Below are 24,152 nucleotides of genomic sequence, written 5' to 3'. Positions count from 1 at the left end.
CGCTCCTCAGGCCGCATGGCTCTGCTTTTCATAGAGGAAATGCAGGATCTGCTGACGCAGCTGGTGATAACGCGGGTCGTCTGCCAGCGCCACACGCGAACGCGGGCGCGGCAGATCGATAGTCAGCGTTTCGCCCAGCGTGGCCGCCGGGCCGTTGGTCATCATCAGCACGCGATCCGACAGCAGCACCGCTTCATCGACATCATGGGTAATCAGCACGATGGTGGTGTTCAGCTCCTGCTGAATGCGCATCACGCTATCCTGCAGATGGGCACGCGTCAGGGCGTCCAGCGCGCCGAAGGGCTCATCCATCAGCAGGACGCGCGGCTTCATCGCCAGCGCGCGCGCAATGCCGACGCGCTGCTTCATGCCGCCCGATAGCTCGCCGGGCCGCTTATGGGCGGCGTGGCTCATCTGCACCCGCGCCAGGTTATGCGCGATCCATGCCTGCCGCTCCGCCCGGCTCATGCTCTGCTTAAACAGCTGATCGACCGCCAGCGCCACGTTCTCCTGCGCCGTCAGCCACGGCAGCAGCGAGTGGTTCTGAAACACCATCGCCCGCTCCGGGCCAGGCCCGGCGATCTCGCGGTTATGGCACAGCAGTACGCCATCGCTCGGCAGCGTCAGGCCGGCGAGCAGGTTGAGCAGTGTGGATTTGCCGCAGCCGGAGTGGCCGATCAGACTGATGGTTTCGCCGGCGCGCACGTCGAACGACACGCGATCCAGCGCCAGAAATTCGCCCTCGCCGGTGGTAAAGCGCTGGCTGACGTTTTGCACCTGAAGAATATGTTGCATATGCGGCCCCCTATTTATCCCAGCTGAAACGGCGCGCCAGCAGCATGAGCCCCTGCTCCAGCAGCAGGCCCACCGCGCCGATAATGAAAATGGCGATCAGAATGTGTTCCACGTTAAGGTTGTTCCACTCGTTCCAGATCCAGAAGCCGATGCCCATGCCGCCGGTCAGCATCTCGGCGGCGACAATCACCAGCCAGGCAATACCGATCGACAGGCGCACGCCGGTCAATATCGCCGGCAGCACCGCCGGCAGCAGGATTTTGCGCATCACCGTCCACTCCGGCAGGTTCAGCACCCGCGCCACGTTGAGATAGTCCTGCGGAATGCGCCGTACGCCCTCGGCGGTATTGATGACCATCGGCCAGATAGCGCAGATAAAGATGGTCCAGCTGGAGGCAGGCTCGGCGCGCTGAAACAGCAGCAGGCCGATCGGCAGCCAGGCGAGCGGGCTGACCGGCCGCAGCAGCGCGATCAGCGGGTTGAACATCGCGGCGAGAAAGCGGAAACGGCCGATCAGAAAGCCTGCCGGAATACCCACCAGCGCCGCCAGGCCGAAGCCGACCGCCACCCGCGTCAGCGAGGCGATCACATTCCAGCCGATGCCGCGATCGTTCGGCCCGCCGTCATAAAAGGGATCGGCGAACAGCGGCAGCGCCGCCTGCCAGGTTTTCAGCGGCGTGGGAAAGCCGCTGCTGCTCATCGCGGCGATCTGCCAGACCGTCAGCAACAGCAGCAGACCGCAGCCGGGCGGGATCAGCCGCCGTAACAGCGGCTTTGCGGACCAGCGGCGACGGCGCGGACGCGGTGCCACAGGCGGCAGCGCCATCACCGGCGCCGCGCGGCGCGGCCGTTCGCGGGTCAGGGGAACAATCTGAGCTTCATTTTTCATGCGGCGCTCCTCAGCGTTTAATGGCGAAGCCGGTGGCCCAGGCGGCAGGATCGCGGCCATCCCAGACCCGGCCGTCGATCAGGGTGCTGCTGCGCATTTCGCTCTGCGGCACGGTGATATTGCCCGCCGCGCTGGCGGCCTGGCGGTAGATGTCGGTACGGTTGATGGCGCGCGCCACCGCCAGATAGTCGGGCTGCTGCTTCAGCAGGCCCCAGCGCTGAAACTGGGTCAGAAACCAGATGCCGTCGGAGAGCCAGGGATAGCTGACCGCACCGTCATGGAAAAAGCGCAGCCCGTGCGCGTCCTGCCAGCGCCGCCCCAGCCCATCCTCATACTGGCCGAGCATCCGCCCGGTAATCGTCTCCGCTTTGGTGTTGAGATAGGCGCGTCCGGCGATCGCCAGCGCCGTTTCGCGTCGGTTGGCGTCGGAAGCATCGATCCAGCGCGCCGCTTCCAGCACGGCGGCAGTCAGGGCGCGCGCGCTGTGAGGGTTCTCGCTGACCCACCGGGCGCGGGTGGCGAGGATCTTTTCCGGATGATCGGGCCACACCTGCTGGCTGGTGACGACGGTATAACCGACGTTGTCGCTGATGGCGCGCTGGTTCCACGGCTCGCCGACGCAGAAGCCGCTCATATTGCCGATCTTCATGTTCATCACCATCTGCGGCGGCGGCACTACCAGCAGGCGCAGCTGGCGAAACGGATCGATGCCGACGCTGGCGAGCCAGTAGTAGAGCCACATCGCATGGGTGCCGGTCGGAAAGGTGTGGGCGAAGCTGTAGCGGCCCGGCTCGCTGGCGGCGACCCGCTTCTGCAGCGCCACGCCGTCGGTGACGCCCTGCGCCTTGAGCTGGTTCGACAGGGTGATCGCCTGGCCGTTGTTGTTCAGCGTCATCAGGTTGGCCATCGCCCGTTGCGGCCCGGCGATACCGAGATGCAGGCCGTAGATCATGCCGTAGAGCGCATGGGCCGCATCCAGCTCGCCGGAGGTGAGCTTATCGCGCACTGCCGCCCAGCTCGCCTCTTTCGATAGCTGCAGGCTGACGCCATGTTTTTTATCAAAGCCCTTTAGCGCCGCCATCACCAGCGGCGCGCAGTCGGTCAATGGGATAAAGCCGACGCGCAGCTGCGTTTTTTCCGGCGCGTCGGAGCCGGCGGCCCATACCGCGTTGCGCAGCCCCGGCGCCAGCAGCCCGCCCGCCGCGAGGGCGCCGCCTATCAGAAAACGGCGGCGTGAAGCGATAAAACCCGCATTGCTCATTCAGTAGCTCCAGCAAAACAGATAAAAAAAGGCGTCCGCCGCAGAGCCTGAAGCCTGCGACCGGACGCCTTTATCCAAAGCACTCATCTCACCGCCGTTGGCGAAACAAATGCCTGTTATGTTCTGATGAAGTTGCAAGCCGCGTGCCAGCTTTATCAGGCCCGCAGGTCGCGCTTTTACCGCCTGGCGTCGCCGCTGGCGCACTTCCGTGGCACAGCCCATGCACAGAGAGTGTGCAGCTACCCTTTTTGAGGTAATGCAAAGGCGGAGGAGACCGCCACCAGCGCCCGGGCGACCTCCCAGACCCGTTTGTTTTGATTCATCGCCATTTTGCGCAGCGTGTGCCAGGCCTGCTGTTCGTCGCACTGGTGATGCTGCATTAACAACGCTTTGGCGCGTTCGATCTCTTTACGCTGCGCCAGCGCGTCGCGCATCACCGCCAGTTCGTCGCTCTGCGCCTGCAGCCGCTGCGCCTGCTGCTCCAGCATCGCCAGCAGCGAGCGGCTCAGATGCGGCGCAACGCCGCCCGCATCCAGCGCGCCCTCGCCCTCTTCCAGCCAGGGCGCGGCTGCCACGTAAAGGCTGTAGCCCTGTCCGACGCCGCAGGCCGTCCAGTCATCGCCCTCCGTCTGTGCCACCCTGTCGATACAGCGACGGCAGGTGATCAGCATCTGCTGCGCCAGGCGATCTTCAATCTGCTTCATCGCATCGAGCCGTTCGCTCAGCAGGCGGAACCAGTGCTGCGCCTCGACGCCGCGCGTCGTCATTCCACTGCAGGCGATACGCCGCAGCTTTTCCGTCTCCTGCCCCGCTTCGGCCATGGCGCGCCACGCCTGCAGGCTGGCATCGTCAGCAAACTGCACGAAGGTGGCGAAGCTGCGATCCTGACCCGCCAGCAGCGTGATCAGCTGCCGCTGCGCTGCGTGGCTAAAGGCGCCGGCGGCGAACCCCGCCGCGCCGAGGGCGCGCTCCTGTCCCGCCAGCTCTTTCCCCTGCATGAAGCTGAACAGCGCCAGCAGCGCGCGCGACATCTGCGGATCGCTGGCGGTATCGGCCGCCTCGACGATCAGATGCAGCAGGTGGCGGATGGTTTCGCTGTAGTGCTGCATCGCCTCCGCATGCGGCAGCTGACGCCGGGCGACCTGGTCACGCAGCGTTGCCAGTCCGCTCAGCGCATGCAGCGCCAGCGCGGCGCGGCTGTAGAAGCGGCTGCCGTCGGCGCGCCGCGGCGGCAGCCGCGCGATCATTGCCTCCAGCGCCCGATCCGCCTCCTGCTGACGGGCGGCGAGCGTTTCTGTCGTCTGTCCCGCTGCGGCGCAGAGCCAAAGCGTTGAGGCGCCGCGCTCACGCTGCAGCGCATGGATCAGCGCGCTGATCCCCTCCAGCAGCGCGCCGCTGCTCAGCAGCCCCTGCAGGGCGGAAAGTTCGCTTTCGCGCGCGGCCGCGAGATAGCGCCTGGCATAGCCGAGGGTGTTCATCATTTTTCGCTCCGTTACCCCGATAAAGAGATTAAGCAAAGTACGTGCCGCTTAAAGATGTGACCCGGCGATAACATTTACTTATATCCGGCGCGTTCGCCTCAAGTTGCCGACGACATCGACCGATATCAGGTAAAACCCTGTGATATGAGGCTTCACCATGCTCTCTTCGATCCGCGCTCGTCTCGTCGCCATCACCACCGCCAGCGTGGTGACGGCGCTTATCATCAACACCACGCTCAACTATCGGGTGGCGGAAAAATATAACCAGCAGGCGATTACCGATACGCTGGAAGCGGTCACCAAAAGCCATGACGCGGCGATTGCCGAGTGGGTGAGCGGTAAATCGGCGATGATCGCCTCGCTGACGCCGGTAGCGCTCAGCGCCGATTCGGTGCCGGCCTTTAAGCAGATCGCCGCGGCAGGCGGCTTTACCAACGTCTACGCCGGCTACGCCAGCAAAGTGGCGAAGTTCTCCGAGGCGGCGGGCATCCCGCCCGATTTCGATCCAACCGGCCGGCCGTGGTACCTACAGGCGCAGGCGGCGGGCCAACCGATCGTGACGCCGCCCTATATCGATGTCGCCAGCGGCAAGCTGGTGGTCGCTTTCGCCGTGCCGGTTGTGGCGAACGGCGCGCTGCAGGCGGTCCTGTCGGGCGACGTGGCGATGGACAGCGTGGTAGCGAACGTCGGCGCTATCCGTCCGACGCCCGCCAGCAGCGGCCTGCTGATCGATAAGAACGGCACCATCGTTACCACCAGCGACGCCGGTATGGCGCTGAAGCCGGTGAAAAGCCTGCTGCCCGATCTCGACGTGCCCGCCCTGCTGGCGAGTCAGCAGCCGGTGACGGCGCGTCTGAACGGCGTGGAGAAGCTGCTGCTGGCGAAGCCGGTCAGCGGCACCGACTGGTATCTGGTGGTGGCGCTGGATAAAAACGACGCCTCCGCCGGCATGCGCTCCCTGCTCTCTACCTCGGCGGTGTCGCTGGTGCTGCTGGTGGTGGTCGCGGCGCTGGTTATCGGCCTGCTGATCGGCGCGCTGATGCGTCGTCTGATTTCCATTCGCGACGCGATGCGCGCCATCAGCTCCGGGGACGACGATCTGACCCAGCGCCTGCCGGTCAACGGCGATGATGAAGTGTCACAAATCGCCAGCGCCTTTAACGCCTTTACCGATAAGCTGGCGACGGTGATGACCCAGCTGCGCGACGCCAGCGCCTCGGTGCAGGTTGCGGCCAACGAAATCGCCAGCGGCAACGCCGATCTCTCCGGGCGTACCGAACAGGCGGCCAACAACCTGCGCGAGACGGTCAGCGCCATGGATGCTATCAGCCATTCGGTCACCGATTCCACTCAGTCGGCGATGCAGGCGAATCAGCAGGCCGCCTCAGCATCTGACGCGGCGCGCCGCGGCGGCGACGTGGTTTCCAGCGTGATCGCCACCATGGAGACCATCGAACAGGCTTCCGGCAAAATCGGCGATATCATCAGCGTGATCGACGGCATTGCCTTCCAGACCAATATCCTGGCGCTGAACGCGGCGGTAGAGGCGGCACGCGCCGGCGAGCAGGGTCGCGGTTTCGCCGTGGTCGCCGGCGAGGTGCGCAACCTGGCGCAGCGCAGCGCCCAGGCGGCGAAAGAGATCAAGGGCCTGATCGACAGCACCACCCAGAGCGTGGCGGCCGGGTCGCGCTACGTGCGCATGGCGGGTGAAAGCATGACCGATATCGTCAGCAGCGTCGCCAGCGTTTCGGAAATTATGGAGAGCATCACCCACGCCAGCGAAACGCAGCTGCGCGGCATTCAGGGCGTGCATCTGGCGATCGGCAAGCTGGACGAGATGGTGCAGCAGAACGCCGAGCTGGTAGTGGAATCGACCGCCGCCGCCGGCGCGCTGAAGTTCCAGGCCAACGAGCTGGCGGAAACCGCCGGTCACTTCCGTCTGTAAATTCTGAAATTACTGCTCCGACGGCGCGCCCGCGCCGTCGGTCAGGCTTATCACTCTCGCCTCTTTTTTTCGCCCGCTTTTTTCGCGCCCCTGATTAAGCCCGCGCTTCGCCTGGCGCCTTGACTATACTTCGCAAAGACTTAGCGGAAAGCGCGTCGTCTCACCGCGCGCGCGGCGGCAAATAACATGAGAAACAGGCTCGTGCAATAGTTTGAAATCTCAAAAGTGTCAGGTAGACTGAGCCTGGTTTTATCTTTCTGTAAATCTGAGCAATTTTTTCCAGCCAGCCGCGTCACTGTCAGGCAAGCGTCAGGCTTGCCCGCCGCGTTTCTGCGCTACCCGGTCTGGCTTTTGTCCAGATAACCTGATGAGATCGTGAGGATCAAAGTGAAAATTCGTTTCGCGCTGACATTGCTCGCTGTTCTGACCGTAGCTGGCTGTAAACCGCCGTCGCCGCCCGTTAATGACGACACGCTGGTCAGCAGCACCGTCAACGGCGTGACGCTGGTGCATCGGCATGCGGTTAACGCGCCCGCGGAATTCACCCCGGTTGATGAAACCTGGCGCGCGCTCTACGACGCCTCGGTGATGACGTCGCCCGACTACGGCGGAAAAGTGGTGCGCTATCTGGAAAACGGCAAGCCGTTCCAGGTGCTGGGCAAAGTGGAAAACAACTGGCTGGCCATCGCCGACGCGGAGGATACCCAGCTTATCGGCTACGTGCCGCTGAAGGCCGGCGTCGCCGCCGATCGCTACGAGGAGACGCTGCGCAACGATCGCCCGCGTCCGCGCCGCGCCAGCAAGCAGGTTTGTGTCGATGTGGGCGGCGCCAGCAAAGCCTGCCGCAAAGCGAATACCGCCACCTGGATCCTCGATTAAGCAACGCCTGCCGGCGCGCAGTCCGGCAGGAACTCCCGGTTACTGCTGAAGATGGGATATTTTCAGTCTGGAATAATGTGATTCAATGACGCCTGTAGACGCTGCCCGTGACGCACACAACACGAGCAATGAGAACATATTACTGGCAGCGGCTTCGCCGCTGTTGAATACCATTGTGCATATTCGTATGGCCGCCACCCATGACGATCCGGCCGGGCTGCGCCTGCAGCTGGTGGAGGAAGTGCGTCAGTTTGAAAACCGCTGCAAGCGGGCGGGCCTGCCGTTTGAAACCATTATCGGCGCCCGCTACTGTCTGTGCAGCGCGCTGGATGAGGCGGCGGCGCAGACACCGTGGGGCATTCGCGGCGTCTGGTCCGGCAACGGCCTGCTGGTTACCTTTCATAACGAGAGCTGGGGCGGCGAGAAATTCTTTCAGCTGCTCTCCCGGCTTTCGCAAACCCCTGCCCAGCATCTGGCGCTGCTGGAGGTTATCCACTATTGTCTGCTGCTCGGCTACGAAGGCCGCTACCGCGGCATGGAGAACGGCCGTCAGCAGCGCGATACCATTCTTACCCGTCTCGGCCAGCTGATCGACGAAACGCGCCAGGGCGGTGCCGCTCCCGACAGCGCCACGGTGGAAACCCGCCCGCTTGCCAGCCAGTTCTGGCGCCCGCCGGTGCCGATCTGGGCGTGTCTGGTGATGACCGCGCTGCTGGCCAGCCTGGTCTACAGCGGCCTTAACTGGCGGCTCGGCAGCCAGGCGGCGCCGCTGCTGCGCGCCATCTACCAGGCGCCGCTGCCTGAAGTGACCCTGTCACGCACAGCTGACACGCCGCAATCGCTGCTTAACCTGCGCCAGCGTCTTAGCGACGTACTGGCCGCCGGTCAGCTGGAAGTCAGCGACGGCGCGTTCGGCAGCAAAATCATTCTGCCCGCCGACAAGCTGTTCGATCCGGGCGCCACCGCGCTGAACAGCGTCGGGCGCGCCCTGCTGATGCGCGTCGCCGCCGCGATGCAGGATATCAAAGGCACGGTACTGGTATCGGCCTATACCGATAACCGCGCGCCGCGCAACAACCGCTTCCCCTCCAGCTACGAATTCTCGCTGGCGCGCGCCAAAGCGATCGGCGCGCTGCTCGATCAGCAGCTGCCGCCGGGACGTCAGGTTAAAGCGGAAGGTCGCGGCGACAGCGATCCGTTGCTGCCCAACGACAGCGAAGAGAACCGCGCCCGCAACCGCCGTATCGAAATTACGCTGTTCGCCGCTCCGGCGCCGGTTAACCATGCGCAAAAGGAGACGCCGCAATGAAGAAGGTTTGGCCCCCTCTGTTCGCCAGCCGCCTGGCCTGGGGATTTATCAGCATCAGCGCCTTCGCCTGCCTGGTATGGATTGTCGGCCCGCTGCTGACCCTCGGCGAGAGCCGTCCGCTGGAGTCGGTGTTTAACCGCCAGCTGGCAATCGGCCTCGGCTACTTTCTCTGGATCCTGCTGCAGCTGATCCCACGGCTCTATAACGCCTGGTTTAATAATCGCCTGTTGACTAACCTGCAGCAGCAGGCGGCATTCGATCCGATAGAGCAGCAGGCGACGGAAAATATGCTGACCGATCGCTTTAACGAGGCAATGGCCCTGCTGAAAAAAACGCAGTTCGGCCGCCGCCGCGGCGGCCGCGCGCCCTGGCTCTATCAGCTGCCCTGGTATGTGATCGTCGGCGCGCCGGGCGCCGGGAAAACCACCGCCCTGCTCAACTCCGGGCTGGAGTTCCCGCTGACCGACAGCCTGGGGAAAAACGCGGTGCGCGGCATCGGCGGCACGCGCCACTGCGACTGGTGGTTTACCGATCGCGCCGTGCTGCTGGATACCGCGGGGCGCTATACCCTGCAGGAGAGCCAACGCGCGCGCGACGCCAGCGAGTGGCAGACCTTTATCGCCCTGCTGAAGCGCTATCGCGCGCGTCAGCCGGTCAACGGCGTGATCATGACCATCAGCGTCGCCGATCTGCTCAGCGACGCGCCGGAAGCGCGCTATGCCCAGGCCACCGCCCTGCGCCAGCGCATGCAGGAGCTGCATCAGCATACCGGCATTCATTTCCCGGTCTATATCATGATGACCAAAACCGACCTGCTGAAAGGCTTTATGGGCTATTTCGCTACGCTGGATAAGCAGCAGCGCGACCGCATCTGGGGCTTTACCTTCCCCTGGGAGCCGGGCCGCGAGGCGAGCCAGCCGCTGAGCAGCCATTTCGAACAGCAGTTCACCCTGCTGCAGCAGCAGCTGCAGCGCGACGTGGCGCACCGCATGGTTCAACAGAACGATTTAGTGCAGCGCGCCGACTGCTTCCTGTTCCCGCAGGAGTTCGCCTCGCTGCGCCCGCTGCTGGCGGAATACCTTGAGATCGTCTTCGCGCCGGTGGGCGGCGCGGTCGGCTGGTCGCCGCGCGGGTTGTTCTTCACCAGCGGCACCCAGGAAGGCTTGCCGTTCGATCGCATTATGGGCCAGCTAACGCGTAAGCTGCAGCTGCCGCGCACCGGCGAGCATTCCATTGCCGCCTGGGACAGCGTTAACCGCGCCGCGCCGATCCCCGGCAACAAAGGGCAGAGCTATTTTATCCGTCATCTGCTGAGCGATCTGATTTTCGCCGAAAGCGGCCTGGCGGGCAGCGACAGCCGCTGGGAAGAGCGCAACCGCCTGCTGCACTGGTGCAGCTATGGCACCCTGGCCGCCGCGCTGGTGCTGGCCTGCGGTCTCTGGCTGACCAGCTACTACCAGAACCAGCACTATTTACAGCAAATTGCTGAGCGTGTCCCGCCGTTGACGCGCCAGGGTGCGGAACTTGCCCGGCAAAACACCGGCACCATTTTCGATCTGCTACCCTATCTGAATAGCCTGGTGAATTTGCCGCAGACAGAGGGCTTTTCGCTCGACAGCCCGCCGCTCAGCATGCGCGCCGGGCTTTATCGCGGCGATCAGGTGAGCGACGCCGCCTGGGTGCTGTATCAGAATGCGCTGAAATCGCTGTTGCTGCCGCGCGTCGCTCAGGAAATTACGCGCATTCTCGGCAGTGATAAGGGTGATGACAGCGAATTCAGCCGCAACGCGCTGCGCGCCTATCAGATGCTTTATCAGCCGCGCAACTACGATGGCGAGTTCCTGCGCGGCTGGCTTATGCAAAATTTACAGCGGACGCTGCCTGCCAGCGTCACCACGCACGATCTGCAGCAGCTTGACTGGCATCTCAGCCAGCTGCTCGATCGTCAGATCCAGTCGTCGCCTTTCGCGCGCGACAACGCGTTGATGATGCGCAAGCTGGCCGCCAGCCTGGCCGAATCGGCCCGCGACGGCAAAAAGCTCGCCGCCGCTGAAGCGCCGTCCTCCGGCGGTGCGCAATCGGTATCAGTGAGGTAACTGTTATGGCGCAGAAATTCGCGCCGGGCTGGTATGGCAAACTACCGGTCACCGGCGATTTCCTGCAACGGCGGCTGGCGGAAAGCCTGGTCACCGGCTGGTCTAACTGGTTTCAGCAGGGCGTGACGCAGTGGCATCAGCAAAGCGCCGCCGCGGACGCCTTTCTGCGCGCGCCGGTTTGGAATTTCGTTATCCCGGTGACGCCCGGCTTTCAGCGTATCCAGATGGGCTGTCTGCTCCCCTCGCGCGATCGCGTCGGCCGCATCTGGCCGCTGGTGGCGGTGCAAACCTTTACGCCTGAACAGTGGCACCCGGCGCAGTTGATTATCGCCGGCGACTGGTATCGTCAGCTGGGCGCCTGCCTGCTGCAGGCGGTGCGCGAACCGCTGGCGGTCGACACGCTGGAGCAGAACCTGCTGGCGCTGGCACCGCTGCCGACGCCGGAAAAGGCGCGCTCGGCGATTATGGATGTGATCGGCTATCAGGATCTGCCCTGTACCCTGAGCTGGCGCGAGGTGGCCGATCGTTTTAATCCGCAGCACTTTATCAGCTACTGGTGGAGCAACCGCAGCGACGGTTTCCCACACGCCACCCACAAGCACAGCGGCATCCTGAACGCGCAGCTGTTTTCCCTGCTGTTTAACCCGGCGGCCGGCGCGCAGCCGGGGCGTAACGGCCTTTATCCTCCGATGTTTGAGTAGCGCTTTTTGTCCCGACTTTTGATGCAGGAACCATCATGCGATTTACCATTGTGCAACAGACAGGCGTGCCCGCGCAGACAGTCGATTTTTTACCGCCGGGCGGCACCATTGGCCGCAGTCAGGATAACGATCTGGTGCTGCCGGACGAAGCGCGGGCCATCTCGCGCCTGCAGGCGGTAGTGCATGTCTCCGCACAGGGCGAATGCCGGCTCACCAATCGCGGCAGCGTCACCACGGTGGTGCTGAACGGCCAGCCGCTGGAGCGCGACTGCCAGGTAACGCTGCATCATGGCGACCGGCTGACCATCGGCGATTATCAGATTGAGGTTAAGGATCCGCAGCATGAGACGGTCAGCGAAAACCTCGCCAGCAGCCTCGATCCGCTGGCGCTGTTTCAGCAGCAGCAGAGCCTCTCCGGCGATCCGCTTGGCATTCTGCAGCACGAGGCGACGCCGGTCGCCACTACCACGCTGGAACCGTCGCCGACGGAAAGCGCCGCCGGACGCGCCGGCGCCCACAGCGGCGCGCGGCTGGATATCGACCCGCTGCCGCGCGATCGCGGCGAACGGGCCGAGCGCGCGGAACGACATGAGCAGCAGGCTCCCTGCAGCGATGAAAAGCTGATCCGCGCGCTGCTGGACGGCATGGGGCTGGATAATCACGGCAATGAAGGCCTGACCGAAGAGCAGATGCGCATGACAGGGCGCATGCTCAGCCTGTTTTCGCAGGGCACCGTGGCGCTGCTCTCCTCCCGATCGATTCTGAAGCGCGGGGTCAAGGCGGAGATGACCATGATCCTGAACGAGGCGAACAACCCGTTTAAAATCCTGCCCTCCGGCAAAACGGTGCTGATGCAGATGTACCAGAGCCAGATGCCCGGTTTTATGCAGCCGGAGCAGGCGGTGCGCGATGCGCTGGTCGATCTACAGGCGCACCAGCTGGGCATGATCGCCGGCATCCGCGCCATCATCGCCGCGATGCTGCAATCCTTTAATCCGCAGCGGCTGGAGGAGAACGCGCGTCAGGACGGCCAGCTGCCGAAGATGCGCTTTACCCCGCACCGCAAGGCGGCGCTGTGGGACTACTTTATGCGCAGCTATCAGCGCACCGCCGGCGAGCTGGAGGACGATTTCCATTCCCTGTTCGGCGAAGCCTTTCTGCACGCCTATGATATGGAAGTAAACCAGTATAAAGATTCTCAAATGCGGATGGATAACGAATGAATATCGCCTTTGCCATTACCTCGCAACAGGGCGAGCGCAGCAATAATCAGGACCGGGTGGGACACAGCCTGACCGACCGGAATGCCTGCTTTGTGGTGTGCGACGGCGTGGCGGGCCTGCCCGGCGGTGAACAGGCGGCGCACATCGCCTGCGACACCCTGCTGGACGCCATGGCCGCCGCCGACCGCTTCAGCGCCGATGAGAGCCGTCTGGCGATTGAGAAAAGCGATCGCGCCATCCGCGAAGCGCAGCAGATTAATCCGAAACTGCAGCGTATGAGTACTACCCTCGCGGCGCTGTTTATCGACCGCGAGCAGCAGCTTGCCTGGTGGGCGCACGCGGGCGATAGCCGTATTTATCACTTCCGTCGCGGCTACCTGAAACAGGTGACGCGCGACCACAGCCTGGCGCAGCGTATGAAGGATGCCGGGTATGAAAATACCGGCATTAACAGTAATTTACTTTATAATGCGCTGGGCGCCGAAACGATGCGCGAGGCCAGCTATAGCGAGGTGGTCGCGCTGGAGGATGGCGATGCGTTTCTGGTCTGCAGCGACGGTTTCTGGCTGCATCTGGCCATTGCCGAGATGGAACAGGCGCTGCGCATGGTGAACAGCTGCGAAGAGTGGCTGACGCTGATGCAGCAGGCCGTCGACCGGACGCGCAAAAACGATAACCTGAGCGCCGTGGCTATCTGGATCGGCTCGCCTCAGGAAACCACTTTATTACAGTCACTGGCTGATTCGGCACGCTTGCTGCCGCCTCGCGGTTAACATCAAGGAACGTTATGAAATACTGGTTGTCCGGCGTTATCACGCTTTTGATGGCCTCCGCCGCCAGCGCGGAGAACTATCGCGTGGTCTACTCCCCCAGCATGGCGCTGGAGGTGTTTATCGATAATGTCGCCAGCAACGACCCGCAGGACTGGTGTCAGGATACGCTGCACCTGCGCATTGTTTCCGGCGAAAGCAAAGCTTCTGATGTGTTAACGACTTTTTTACCGCGCGTCGGTACCCTGCTTGCCAATCAGTGCGGAAAATTGCAGGAGCTGCCGTGGGAGATGACCGATAAGTCGGGCGCCTCGCTCGCCAGCGGCACCGCAGTGAAAGCGCAAAACTGGCGGCCGGTGGTGACCGCCGACGCTACCGCGGCGGCGAACGCCGGCAACGCGGCGCCGCTCGATCTGTCGCGCCCCGCCAACAGCGAGCCGCTGCAGCACTTCGAACTGCCAGGCGGCTGCCATTTCCGCACCTGGTGGGATGATGACGGCCAGTCGCTGTTTATTCCCGATAACCGCGATCTGACCTGTTCGACTGAAGGCTGGCTGGAAGGCGCCAGCGAGCTGACGCTGGTCAACAACGGCAAGAGCCAGCCGGTAGCGGTGAATTTCTGGCAGGGCTATCCCCTGACCGGACTGACGACCAACGACAAAACGCTGAGCGTGGTCAGCATTAATAATCAGCGCATGGTGATCGCCAAAGAGAACGCGGAAGCGAGCTGGCTGCTGCTGCCGTTCGATAACCAGCTGCACCTCTGGCGTTTCAACGGCGTACTGCTGGTACAGATGGATAAAAGCGCGGCGCAGGATCTGAGCGCGGTACGAGAACGCGTGAAGGCGGCGCGCAAAGCCTGGGCGAGCCAGCTGCCGGCCAGCCAGAAAATCACCGTGATGCTGGTGGATGCGCTGCATCCCGATCTCGCCGATCCGGCGATCGGCGCTTACCGCACCTTAAATTAAACGCAGGCGCGCGCCTGCAGTAAACAGGCCGTAAACGCTCAGAGAGTGGCAACTATGTCGGCAAACGAAGAACAGAATATGGTGGTTGGCGCCCTGCCGGCGGGCCACCGGTTCAATGAATTTGAAATCAAGGATGTGATTGGCGGCGGCGGCTTCGGCATTGTCTACCGCGCCTGGGATCATCTGCTGGAACGCACCATCGCCATTAAAGAGTATATGCCCGCTTCGCTGGCGATACGTAATGACGATCTCTCGCTGGGGCTGCGCAGCGAACGCTTCGGCAGGCTGTTTAACGCCGGGCTGAGCAGCTTTATTCAGGAGGCGCGCCTGCTGGCGCGCTTCAACCATCCCGGCCTGCTGCACGTGCTGCGCTTCTGGGAGGAGAACGGCACCGCCTATATGGGCACGCTCTGGTACAGCGGCATGTCGCTGAAGGCGTGGCAGCAGCAGCATCCTGAGACCATCAACGAGGCGTGGATCCGTCAATTGCTGCCGCCGCTGTTCGGCGCCATCAGCACCATTCATCAGGCGGGCTACCTGCATCGCGACATCGCGCTCGATAATATCCAGATTCAGGATAACCAGCTGCCGGTGCTGCTCGATTTCGGCTCAGCGCGCAAGGAGATCGGCAACCTCTCTGACGAAACGGAGATTATGCTGAAGCCGGGCTACGCGCCGATTGAGCAGTACAGCGAAGAGACCGACAGCGAACAGGGCCCGTGGACCGATATCTACGCCCTCGGCGCGGTATTGCATACGCTGATCACCGGCAGCCCGCCGCCGGCCAGCGTAGTGCGCTGCATTGAAGATCACTACCAGCCGCTGGCGCAGCGCCAGCCCGCCGGCTACTCGCTGTCGCTGCTGCATGCGGTGGATCGCGCGCTGCGCATGAAGCCCGCCGAACGTCCGCAATCTGTCGACGAGCTGGCGACGCTGATTTCGCTGCCGGTTAGCGATGTACAGGAGCTGGTGAGCGCTGTCAGCCCGGTGCAGGAGAAAGCGCCGGAGCCGGAACCGATTGAGGCGACGCCGGAACCGGTGGTGCTGGCGATTAACCATGGCGCCGCCAGCGCCGATCCGCTGACCACGCGCGCGCCGCGCCGGCTTTCGCTTCCGCTGGTGCTGCTGAGCGGCGGCGCCCTGCTGGCGGTGATCGCTATCGCCGCGCTGCTCAACGGCGGCGACGAGCAGACCCAGCCCGCCGCCACCGCAGCCGGGACAAGCGCGGCGCAGAGCGCCCCGCCGCAGGGCAACGGCCCAACGCTGGCGACGGTCTATCTGCGCCTGCGCAGCAGTGAAACGGTGAAGCTGAACGGAGAGACGCTGGATGTGAAGCCGAGCAATAATGGCTATGCAGCGCTGAACCTGGCCGCCGGGAACTATCGCATCGAAGTCCAGCAGCAGGATGGCGTCCATATCCAGCAGCTGGAGATCAATCGCGCCGGCACCTGGCTTATCAACCCGCCGCGCAGCGATAAGTAATGATACGCCGCCCCTTAGAGGCGGCGTTTTTCTTAGCCCTGCAGATGATGATGACAAACCTGCAGCTCGCGCACCTGCTGCGCCAGGTCGGTCAGCGCCGCATCTTCCATGCCGCGTTGGTTCAGCTCCTGCGCCAGCGAAAAGAGATACTGCGCGTTGGTGCCGAGCGGCCCGCTGGCGCGCGCGATCAGCGGCGCGATAGTGCGGGAACAGGTATCTGACTCATAGAGCGGATGGCGCGGATCCATCACAAACACCAGCGCCGTGACCTGACGGCCGTCGCTGAGCCGCAACTCGCGCCAGCTGGGCAGATAGCAACCGGTGACCATTTCGCGCTTCCACAGCAGCTCCAGCTCCTCATGCAGCCGTTCGTCCGGCAGACGAAACGCGAGTCCGGTGGTGCTGCCGCCCTCTTTCAACGCCAGCATACGTCCCGGCTGCTGCGCCGTGCCGCGCCCTACCGTCAGGCGCAGGCAGAAGGCGCGATGCCAGCCCGGCAGCGTGGCGGCGGCAACTTCCTCCGCTTCGAATACCGGATTCCACATCAGGGAACCATAACCAAAAATCCACACCGGACTGTTATCCGGCCGGCAGGCCAGCGTCGCCGCCAGCGATGCCGCGCGCTGCTCGCAGGTCCATAACAATGACGCTTCAATTTCGCCAAAAGCGGTTTTGCAGTCTGCTTTTAATAAGAATTCACGTGTTAACAACTCAGCCTCCTCAACCGCTTCACCGCATCCCGGTGACGACCAGGCGATGTTCCGCCGCCAGCCCTCTGGCGCGCCCGTCGTTTCGCTAACGTCTAATGACCTTATTCATTTCTGCCTTCGGCTTCAAGTGTGAGACCGGTCACGAAAGAAAATGGTGCTATAAAAAGCATCGGCGGTTCAGGGCAACTCTTGAGGGATTTAAGGGAAATTTTTGCAGAAAATGCGCGGGCTCACGATTGTTACCGCACGCTGCCGGACGCCTCTGCTGCAATGGCGACGCGCCCGGCATGGCGGGTTACTTTTTAGGATGCCATTTATCGTCGTCACCCTTTTCATATTTACTTTTCACCGCCGCCCAGGCGACTTTGTGCGCCACCTCTTCCCGCGACTCGTCGCCCCGACGCTCTTTCTTATCCTGATACTCATCCCAGGCGCTGTTGAATGCCGCCAGATAGATATCCTGCGCGTGCGCCGGTAACACATTGGTCACGTTGTCGGGCAGTGAACTGCGATCGTTATAAGGCATATTTCCTCCTTTTTGCGTACAGCTTAAGTGTGGCTCAGCGTGGGCATTTTTCCAGTGTGATAAGCGCACAACAGAGCGCGAAAGCGGTAAAACCCCCGCAGAAAAAGAGGCTTATCTCACGCAAAAGCGCAAGGAAAGTCGCTATTTATTGATGAAACGTTAAAATTAACTTATTGATAATAATAATATTTAATCTATTTACTGCGTTTATAACGCCCTGCCGCCACTTTCCCTCCATGAGGTAAAAAAAAGTAAAATAACATGCGAATTTGTGTCAGCTGGCTAAACTGTGTCCGCTGGTGAAAAGGCCAGCAGCGCTTAATCTTTAGAGACCCACACTGGGGTTTCTGTAATGAGGCATGTACTGACACAGACAGGAGAACGTTGCCTATGGGGACGCATGACAGCAAAAAAACCCGCCATACCGAATACTCGCTTTTTTTTCCGCTCGCTGCGCTGGCCGTTCTCTGGCTGTACGGCGATGCAACCTCCATGCCGCTGGTGGTCGCCATCAACCTGCTGGCACTGGTCGGCATTCTCAGCAGCGCCTTTAGCGTGGTTCGCCATGCTGACGTACTGGCGCACCGGCTGGGAGAACCTTACGGCTCGCTGATTTTAAGTTTGTCGGTAGTGATCCTGGAAGTCAGCCTGATCTCCGCGCTGATGGCAACCGGCGGCGCGGCGCCGGCGCTGATGCGCGATACCCTCTACTCTATCATCATGATCGTGACCTCCGGCCTGGTCGGCTTTGCGCTGCTGCTGGGCGGACGCAAATTCGCCACGCAGTATGTCAATCTCGCCGGGGTAAAGCAGTATCTGATCGCCATTTTCCCGCTGGCGATTCTGGTGCTGGTATTTCCCAACGCGCTGCCGAACGGCAACTTCACCACCCCCCAGGCGCTGATGATTTCCGCCATTTCCGCGGCGATGTATGGCGTGTTTCTGCTGATCCAGACCAAAACGCACCAGAGCCTGTTCGTCTATGAGCATGAGGATGACAGCGACGATGGCGATCCGCATCACGGCAAGCCGTCGGCGCACAGCAGCCTGTGGCACACATTCTGGCTGCTGGTGCATCTGGTGGCGGTCATTAGCGTAACCAAAATGAACGCCGGCCCGCTGGAGCATCTGCTGACCGAGCTGAATGCGCCGCAGCAGTTCACCGGCTTCCTGGTGGCGCTGCTGATCCTGTCGCCGGAAGGCCTGGGCGCGATTAAAGCCGTGCTGGCTAATCAGGTGCAGCGCGCGATGAACCTCTTTTTCGGTTCGGTGCTGGCCACCATCTCGCTCACCGTGCCGACGGTGACGCTGATCGCCGCGCTGACCGGCCAGGAGCTGATTTTCGGCCTGGAACCGCCGCATATGGTGGTGATGGGCGCGGTGCTGATCCTGTGTAATATCTCCTTCTCCACCGGCCGCACGAATGTGCTGAACGGCGCGGCCCATCTGGCGCTGTTTGTCGGCTATCTGATGACGATTATGCTGTAAAACCGCCGCCCGGGCGTGGCGACATGGTGAGTTTTCACGCCGGGGCAAGAGGGTCACGCGCAAGGTAATAAAGATGATTTCCAGGCTGGCTGAAGCTCATGCGTCATATCCTTATGATGAGAGCGATAACGGTTAACCTGGTGCCGTTCTCAATGCAAACCGGGGCGCGACACTGTGAGGCGCGCATAAAAAAACCGGAAATGAAGAACATTTCCGGTTTCCTGGACGGCGGCGGGCAACGGTAAACGCGCCTTAACCCGACGCGACTTTTATCCTCACCCACCCGCTGGCGGCTTAGCTGCTGGTATCGAGCGCCGGGAAGCTTTTCACCAGGTCGTCGATCGCTTTCATCTGCACCAGGAACGACTCCAGCTTGTCGAGCGGCAGCGCGGACGGGCCGTCGCATTTCGCGTTGGCCGGATCCGGATGCGCTTCGATAAACAGGCCGGCGATGCCGACCGCCATACCGGCGCGCGCCAGCTCCGCTACCTGAGCGCGACGACCGCCGGACGCGGCGCCAAACGGATCGCGCGTCTGCAGCGCGTGCGTCACGTCAAAAATCACCGGGCTGTTGTTGGTCACTTTCTTCATCACATTGAAGCCCAGCATATCGACAACCAGATTGTCGTAGCCGAAGTTCGCGCCGCGATCGCACAGGATCACTTTATCGTTGCCGCCTTCAGCGAATTTCTCAACGATATTGCCCATCTGGCCTGGGCTGACGAACTGCGGTTTCTTCACGTTGATCACCGCGCCGGTTTTCGCCATCGCTTCCACCAGGTCGGTCTGACGCGCCAGGAAGGCGGGCAGCTGGATCACATCCACCACGTCGGCCACCGGCTGCGCCTGCTCCGGCGCATGGACGTCGGTAATGATTTTCACGCCGAAGGCCTGCTTCAGCTCCTGGAAAATCTTCATGCCCTCTTCCAGGCCCGGGCCACGGTAAGAGTGAATAGAAGAGCGGTTCGCTTTATCGAAAGAGGCTTTGAATACGTACGGAATGCCCAGCTTATCGGTCACTTTGACGTAGTGTTCGCAGATGCGCATCGCCAGATCGCGCGATTCCAGTACGTTCATTCCACCAAAGAGTACAAACGGCAGATCGTTGGCGACCTGAATATCACCGATGCTGACAACTTTTTCTTTCATGCCTTCGCCTTTTTATTGAAGGGTGACGCCGCTTAATGCAGCGTCACCTGTTTCTGTTCAATTGAGTGAATCTGAACCTTAATCATCTCACTGACCGGATCTTCCGGACACTGCTCAACAAAATAGATCAGGTCGGTCAGGGCGACATGCTCGCAGTCCAGCTGCGCGTAGATCAGCCCCCGGTCGCGAATTTCATACGGATCTTCAGGATCGATCTCCAGCAGCAGGTTGCAGACGTTCAGCGCCAGCTCCATGTGCTTCTCTTCCATCAGCGCCGTTTTCAGCGTATCCAGCATTTTGCGGATCACCGTGGACGGCTCCGCCTCATCCAGATCTTCTTCATACAGCTCTGCGGTGGGGCTGATGTTACCCTTCAGCCAGACTTCAAGCGTATGTTCACTAAGCGTTTCGCCGTTGAACGGGTTGATCAGCCACATTTCGCCATCCATCCAGTCGGCGCGCAGAATAAGCTGCGTCGGGAAGATCACCGGCATCAGCGGCAGGTCGAGCTGATGCGCGATATGCAGCAACACCACGCCGAGCGACACCGCGGTACCCTGACGGGTGTTCAGCACGTTATCCAGCCACAGCACGTCCGACAGCTTATAGACGCCGCTGGCGCCGCCGAACTTCCACTTTTTATAAAACAGCTCCAGCAGCTTTTCCAGCTGGAGATCCGGCCCTTCCACCGAGGAAACGTAGTCGCGCGCTTCGTCCACCAGCGCCTGCAGCTGCGCATTGACCGCATCCGCCGGAAAGTCGGTGCGGATGACGCGCGACGTGGCGATCACCGCTTCACAGAGCGGCGCTTCGCTAAAATCGATATTTGCTACTGATGTCATACAATCCCCAAAAGCGGCAGTTTGGTGACGGCCAGCTTAATAATGATGCCCAGCACCGCCAGCGCCACGATAAAGGCAATCCAGCGTACTTTAGCCTCACGCGGACGGCGGCCGAAAGCCACAACGCCCAGGGCGACATAGATAATAACGCCAAACAGCTTCTCCGTCAGCCAGTTACCCTGCGGCGTGAACGGATAAAAATGGGTGATCATCACCAGGCAGATGCCGGTCACAAACAGCAGCGTATCGTTAATATGGGGCACGATGCGCACCCAGCGCCGCGACATCATCGCCGAGCCGCTCTGCAGCCAGATAAAACGCAGAATAAACAGCGTTACCGTAACGGCGACGGTCAGCAGATGAAGGTGTTTAATTACGCCATAGTAAGCAGCCATGATGCTCTCCCTGTTAGTATGTGCCGAGGGTCACGCGATCGTGACCCGCATAGTCCTGGCAGGTTATCACTGCCTGATAATCATGGGCAGCGAGAATAGTACGCACTGCTTCGCCCTGTTGCCAGCCATGCTCCAGCATTAACCCACCGCCCGGCAGTAAATAGCGGTGCGCGGCCGCGGCGATATGACGGATATCGGCCAGCCCCGCTTCCGGCGCCACCAGCGCGCTGAGCGGCTCAAAGCGCACATCGCCCTGCTGCAGATGCGCGTCGGCGGCATCGATATAGGGCGGATTACTGACGATCATCGCAAAGCGGCGTCCTTCCAGCGCGCTGAACCAGTCGCTGACCAGAAAGGACGCGTTGGCGATGCCGAGCTTGCGCGCATTGTGCTGCGCCAGCGTCACCGCTTCCCCGATCCGATCGACGCCCACCAGTCGACAGTCGGGGCGTTCACTGGCCAGCGCCAGCGCCACGGCGCCGGTACCGGTGCCGAGATCAAGAATATCGACCGCGTGATCGGGCAGACGCGCCAGCGCCTGTTCAACGAGGATTTCAGTATCGGGACGGGGGATCAGCGTGACCGGCGAAACGGTCAGCGGCAGCGACCAGAATTCGCGTTCGCCGGTGAGGTGCGCCACCGGCTCGCCGCGGGCGCGGCGGGCCAGTAAGGCATTGAGCTGCGCCAGCTGCGCTGCGCTGAGCGGCGCGTCATCAAACGCGATCAGCCAGCTGCGCGATTTGCCGGTAACAAACGACAACAGCACTTCGGCATCGCGCTTCGGGCTTTCGCCGCCGCACAGCGTGGCGCAGGCGGCTTTTAACCAGCTGCGAATATCCATTAATCCTGCCCGGCAAGCGCAGCCAGCTGATCGGCCTGATGCTCCTGCACGATAGGTTCAATCAGCATATCCAGCTTCCCTTCCATCACTTCGTCCAGACGGTAGAGCGTCAGGTTGATGCGGTGGTCGGTTACGCGGCCCTGCGGGAAGTTATAGGTGCGGATGCGGTCGGAGCGATCGCCGCTGCCCAGCAGGTTGCGGCGCGTGGAGGCCTCTTCCGCGTGGCGCTTCGCCATTTCGGCGGCGTGAATGCGCGCGCCCAGCACCGATAACGCCTTGGCTTTGTTTTTATGCTGCGAGCGCTCATCCTGGCACTCCACCACAATACCGGTCGGCAAGTGGGTAATGCGGATGGCAGAATCGGTGGTGTTAACATGCTGGCCACCCGCGCCGGAGGAGCGGAAGGTATCGATTTTCAGATCGCCGGGGTTGATCTCCGGCAGCTCCGCTTCCGGCAGCTCCGGCATCACCGCGATGGTGCAGGCGGAAGTGTGGATGCGCCCCTGCGATTCGGTTTCCGGCACGCGTTGCACGCGGTGGCCGCCCGACTCGAACTTCAGCCGGCCATAGGCGCCCTCGCCGCTGACGCGCGCGATCACCTCTTTGTAGCCGCCATGCTCGCCGTCGCTGGCGCTGATCATCTCAACGCGCCAGCGGCGGGCTTCCGCGTAGCGGCTGTACATGCGGAACAGGTCGCCGGCGAAAATCGCCGCTTCATCGCCGCCGGCCCCCGCGCGCACTTCTACAAAGCAGTCGCGGATATCGTCGGGATCTTTCGGCAGCAGCAGCACCTGCAGCTGTTGCTCCAGCGCCTCGCTCTGCGCGCGCGCCGTTTTCAGTTCGTCCATCGCCATATCGCGCATTTCTGCGTCGCTGAGCATCTGCTCGGCGGTGGCGATATCTTCCTGCACCTGCTGCCACTGACGGAAACACTGACTGACGTCGGTCAGCTGGGCATATTCACGCGACAGCGCGCGAAAACGCTCCTGTTCAGCGATGACGCTGGCGTCGCCGAGCATCGCTTCCACTTCTTCGTGGCGCTCCTGCAAGGCTTCCAGTTTGGCAACAATAGAAGTCTTCATCTGGTATGGTTTACCCTGTATTGGTATAGGAATTATCTAGTCCAGCCCGAGGCTGTCACGCAGGATCTGCAGACGCTCGGCGTCGCCGTCGCGTGCAGCCTGCTGCAGGGATTTGGTAGGGGCGTGAATCAGCCGGTTGGTCAGCTTATGCGCCAGATCGTGCAGCACCGCCTCGGCACTCGCGCCCTGCTGCAACGCGGCCAACGCTTTGGCCTCCAGCTCAGCGCGTATCTGGCTGGCCTGGTCGCGGTAGTCGCGAATGGTCTCGACGGCGCTCTGCGCGCGCAACCAGGCCATAAACTCGCTGCTCTCCTGAGCCACGATGGTTTCCGCCTGCACCGCCGCCGCTTTACGCTGCGCCATATTGTTTTCGATGATCGCCTGCAGATCGTCCACGCTGTAGAGATAGGCGTTGGCGAGCTTGCCGACTTCCGGCTCCACGTCGCGCGGCACGGCGATATCCACCAGCAGCATCGGCTGATTGCGGCGCGCCTTCAGCGCCCGCTCGACCATACCGCGGCCGATGATCGGCAGCGGGCTGGCGGTAGAGCTGATAATAATGTCCGCCTCCGCCAGGCGACTGTCGATCTCCGCCAGGCCGATCACTTCCGCCCCGACTTCGTCAGCCAGCAGCTGCGCGCGTTCACGGGTGCGGTTAGCAATAATCAGTTTCTTGACGTTATGCTCGCGCAGATGGCGCGCGGCCAGCTCGATGGTTTCACCCGCGCCGACCAGCAGCACGTTCACCGTCGAGAGTGATTCGAAGATCTGGCGCGCCAGGGTACAGGCGGCGAAGGCGACCGAGACGGCGCTGGCGCCGATCTCCGTTTCCGTGCGCACCCGTTTGGCGACAGAGAAGGTTTTCTGGAACATGCGCTCCAGTTCGCTGGAGAGCGAGTGGCCGCGCTGGGAATCCGCGAACGCCTTTTTCACCTGTCCGAGGATCTGCGGTTCGCCCAGCACCAGCGAATCAAGCCCGCTGGCGACGCGCATCAGGTGGCTCACCGCGGCGTTGTCGTGGTGCCAGTAGAGGCTTTTACGCACTTCGTCTTCGCGCAGGTTGTGGTATTCGCACAGCCACTGCACCAGACGCTCCTGCAGGTTTTCCTGCTCTTCTACGCTAAGATAGAGTTCCGTGCGGTTGCAGGTAGACAGCACCACGCCCCCCTGCACCATAGGTTGCGCCAGCAGGCTGTTCAGAGCCTCGTCCAGCGTATCCGGCGAGAAGGTAACTCGTTCGCGTAGGGCAACAGGTGCCGTTTTATGATTTATTCCGAGGGCCAGCAGCGTCATGGTGAATCAGATCGGGTTATCCCAATG

At 62.1% G+C, this 24,152-nt stretch carries 22 protein-coding genes; 10 read left to right on the top strand and 12 right to left on the bottom strand.

Annotated features, from left to right (window positions below):
• Positions 1-6: 6 nt before the first annotated feature.
• The 4 genes from C2E15_RS09470 to C2E15_RS09450 all read right to left on the bottom strand — a co-directional run bounded on the left by C2E15_RS09470 (position 7) and on the right by C2E15_RS09450 (position 4,426).
• Positions 7-795: an ABC transporter ATP-binding protein gene (locus C2E15_RS09470; RefSeq protein ID WP_104957146.1), complete on the bottom strand. Its 789-nt coding sequence runs from the start codon at positions 793-795 to the stop codon at positions 7-9.
• 10 nt (positions 796-805) lie between these two features.
• Complete coding sequence (gene ntrB, locus C2E15_RS09465; protein ID WP_104957145.1) at positions 806-1,684, bottom strand: nitrate ABC transporter permease; 879 nt, start codon at positions 1,682-1,684, stop codon at positions 806-808.
• Between the two features lie 10 nt (positions 1,685-1,694).
• Positions 1,695-2,945 (bottom strand): CmpA/NrtA family ABC transporter substrate-binding protein, encoded by a 1,251-nt coding sequence (locus tag C2E15_RS09460; RefSeq protein ID WP_104957144.1) that lies wholly within the window; start codon positions 2,943-2,945, stop codon positions 1,695-1,697.
• A gap of 239 nt (positions 2,946-3,184) precedes the next feature.
• Positions 3,185-4,426, bottom strand: a complete 1,242-nt coding sequence (locus tag C2E15_RS09450; RefSeq protein ID WP_245912372.1) for a nitrate regulatory protein — start codon at positions 4,424-4,426, stop codon at positions 3,185-3,187.
• A gap of 157 nt (positions 4,427-4,583) precedes the next feature.
• Here C2E15_RS09450 and C2E15_RS09445 point away from each other — a divergent pair, with 157 nt between their 5' ends.
• The 9 genes from C2E15_RS09445 to C2E15_RS09405 all read left to right on the top strand — a co-directional run bounded on the left by C2E15_RS09445 (position 4,584) and on the right by C2E15_RS09405 (position 15,799).
• On the top strand, positions 4,584-6,371 hold the full coding sequence (locus C2E15_RS09445) for a methyl-accepting chemotaxis protein (RefSeq protein ID WP_104957142.1): 1,788 nt from the start codon (positions 4,584-4,586) through the stop codon (positions 6,369-6,371).
• 387 nt (positions 6,372-6,758) lie between these two features.
• A complete protein-coding gene (locus C2E15_RS09440) occupies positions 6,759-7,250 on the top strand; it encodes an SH3 domain-containing protein (protein WP_104957141.1) in 492 nt (163 codons plus the stop codon).
• Between the two features lie 85 nt (positions 7,251-7,335).
• Positions 7,336-8,559, top strand: coding sequence for a type IVB secretion system protein IcmH/DotU (icmH, locus tag C2E15_RS09435; RefSeq protein WP_104957140.1), 1,224 nt, complete (start codon positions 7,336-7,338; stop codon positions 8,557-8,559).
• On the top strand, positions 8,556-10,655 hold the full coding sequence (gene tssM, locus C2E15_RS09430) for a type VI secretion system membrane subunit TssM (protein ID WP_104957139.1): 2,100 nt from the start codon (positions 8,556-8,558) through the stop codon (positions 10,653-10,655). Before icmH ends, tssM begins: the two co-directional genes overlap by 4 nt.
• A gap of 5 nt (positions 10,656-10,660) precedes the next feature.
• Entirely contained in the window at positions 10,661-11,356 is a 696-nt protein-coding gene (gene tagF / locus C2E15_RS09425) for a type VI secretion system-associated protein TagF (protein WP_104957138.1), read from the top strand.
• 35 nt (positions 11,357-11,391) lie between these two features.
• Positions 11,392-12,579 carry a type VI secretion system-associated FHA domain protein TagH gene (gene tagH / locus C2E15_RS09420; protein WP_104957137.1) on the top strand — a complete coding sequence of 396 codons (1,188 nt, stop codon included), beginning with the start codon at positions 11,392-11,394 and terminating at the stop codon, positions 12,577-12,579.
• Positions 12,576-13,352, top strand: coding sequence for a PP2C family protein-serine/threonine phosphatase (locus C2E15_RS09415; protein ID WP_104957136.1), 777 nt, complete (start codon positions 12,576-12,578; stop codon positions 13,350-13,352). Before tagH ends, C2E15_RS09415 begins: the two co-directional genes overlap by 4 nt.
• A 14-nt stretch (positions 13,353-13,366) precedes the next feature.
• The gene (locus tag C2E15_RS09410) at positions 13,367-14,317 is read left to right on the top strand and encodes a hypothetical protein (RefSeq protein ID WP_104957135.1); all 951 of its coding nucleotides are present in this window, start codon (positions 13,367-13,369) and stop codon (positions 14,315-14,317) included.
• Positions 14,318-14,371: 54 nt separating this feature from the next.
• Positions 14,372-15,799 carry a serine/threonine protein kinase gene (locus C2E15_RS09405; protein ID WP_104957134.1) on the top strand — a complete coding sequence of 476 codons (1,428 nt, stop codon included), beginning with the start codon at positions 14,372-14,374 and terminating at the stop codon, positions 15,797-15,799.
• 32 nt (positions 15,800-15,831) lie between these two features.
• Here the strand turns inward: C2E15_RS09405 and C2E15_RS09400 are convergent, their stop codons facing one another.
• Positions 15,832-16,509, bottom strand: coding sequence for a gamma-glutamylcyclotransferase (locus C2E15_RS09400; protein ID WP_104957133.1), 678 nt, complete (start codon positions 16,507-16,509; stop codon positions 15,832-15,834).
• 295 nt (positions 16,510-16,804) lie between these two features.
• Complete coding sequence (chaB, locus tag C2E15_RS09395; protein ID WP_104957132.1) at positions 16,805-17,035, bottom strand: putative cation transport regulator ChaB; 231 nt, start codon at positions 17,033-17,035, stop codon at positions 16,805-16,807.
• A gap of 390 nt (positions 17,036-17,425) precedes the next feature.
• On the opposite strand from chaB, the gene chaA reads away from it, so the two are divergent.
• Positions 17,426-18,523 carry a sodium-potassium/proton antiporter ChaA gene (chaA, locus tag C2E15_RS09390; RefSeq protein WP_104957131.1) on the top strand — a complete coding sequence of 366 codons (1,098 nt, stop codon included), beginning with the start codon at positions 17,426-17,428 and terminating at the stop codon, positions 18,521-18,523.
• Between the two features lie 294 nt (positions 18,524-18,817).
• On the opposite strand, the gene kdsA is transcribed toward chaA, so the two are convergent.
• From kdsA to hemA, 6 genes are read right to left on the bottom strand one after another with little or no spacing between them, the layout of a single operon-like run.
• On the bottom strand, positions 18,818-19,672 hold the full coding sequence (gene kdsA / locus C2E15_RS09385) for a 3-deoxy-8-phosphooctulonate synthase (protein ID WP_104957130.1): 855 nt from the start codon (positions 19,670-19,672) through the stop codon (positions 18,818-18,820).
• A gap of 32 nt (positions 19,673-19,704) precedes the next feature.
• The gene (gene sirB1, locus C2E15_RS09380; protein WP_104957129.1) at positions 19,705-20,514 is read right to left on the bottom strand and encodes an invasion regulator SirB1; all 810 of its coding nucleotides are present in this window, start codon (positions 20,512-20,514) and stop codon (positions 19,705-19,707) included.
• Positions 20,511-20,909 carry a SirB2 family protein gene (locus C2E15_RS09375; RefSeq protein ID WP_104957128.1) on the bottom strand — a complete coding sequence of 133 codons (399 nt, stop codon included), beginning with the start codon at positions 20,907-20,909 and terminating at the stop codon, positions 20,511-20,513. Before C2E15_RS09375 ends, sirB1 begins: the two co-directional genes overlap by 4 nt.
• 13 nt (positions 20,910-20,922) lie before the next feature.
• On the bottom strand, positions 20,923-21,750 hold the full coding sequence (prmC, locus tag C2E15_RS09370) for a peptide chain release factor N(5)-glutamine methyltransferase (protein WP_104957127.1): 828 nt from the start codon (positions 21,748-21,750) through the stop codon (positions 20,923-20,925).
• Entirely contained in the window at positions 21,750-22,832 is a 1,083-nt protein-coding gene (gene prfA, locus C2E15_RS09365; protein ID WP_104957126.1) for a peptide chain release factor 1, read from the bottom strand. The genes prmC and prfA overlap by 1 nt, the downstream gene beginning before the upstream one ends.
• A gap of 36 nt (positions 22,833-22,868) precedes the next feature.
• Positions 22,869-24,125, bottom strand: a complete 1,257-nt coding sequence (hemA, locus tag C2E15_RS09360; protein ID WP_104957125.1) for a glutamyl-tRNA reductase — start codon at positions 24,123-24,125, stop codon at positions 22,869-22,871.
• Positions 24,126-24,152: the final 27 nt, after the last annotated feature.

The organism is Mixta gaviniae (assembly GCF_002953195.1).
GTDB lineage: Bacteria > Pseudomonadota > Gammaproteobacteria > Enterobacterales > Enterobacteriaceae > Mixta > Mixta gaviniae.
Note: the sequence above shows the minus strand (reverse complement) of the source record. Positions and strands in the feature narration are given on the sequence as shown.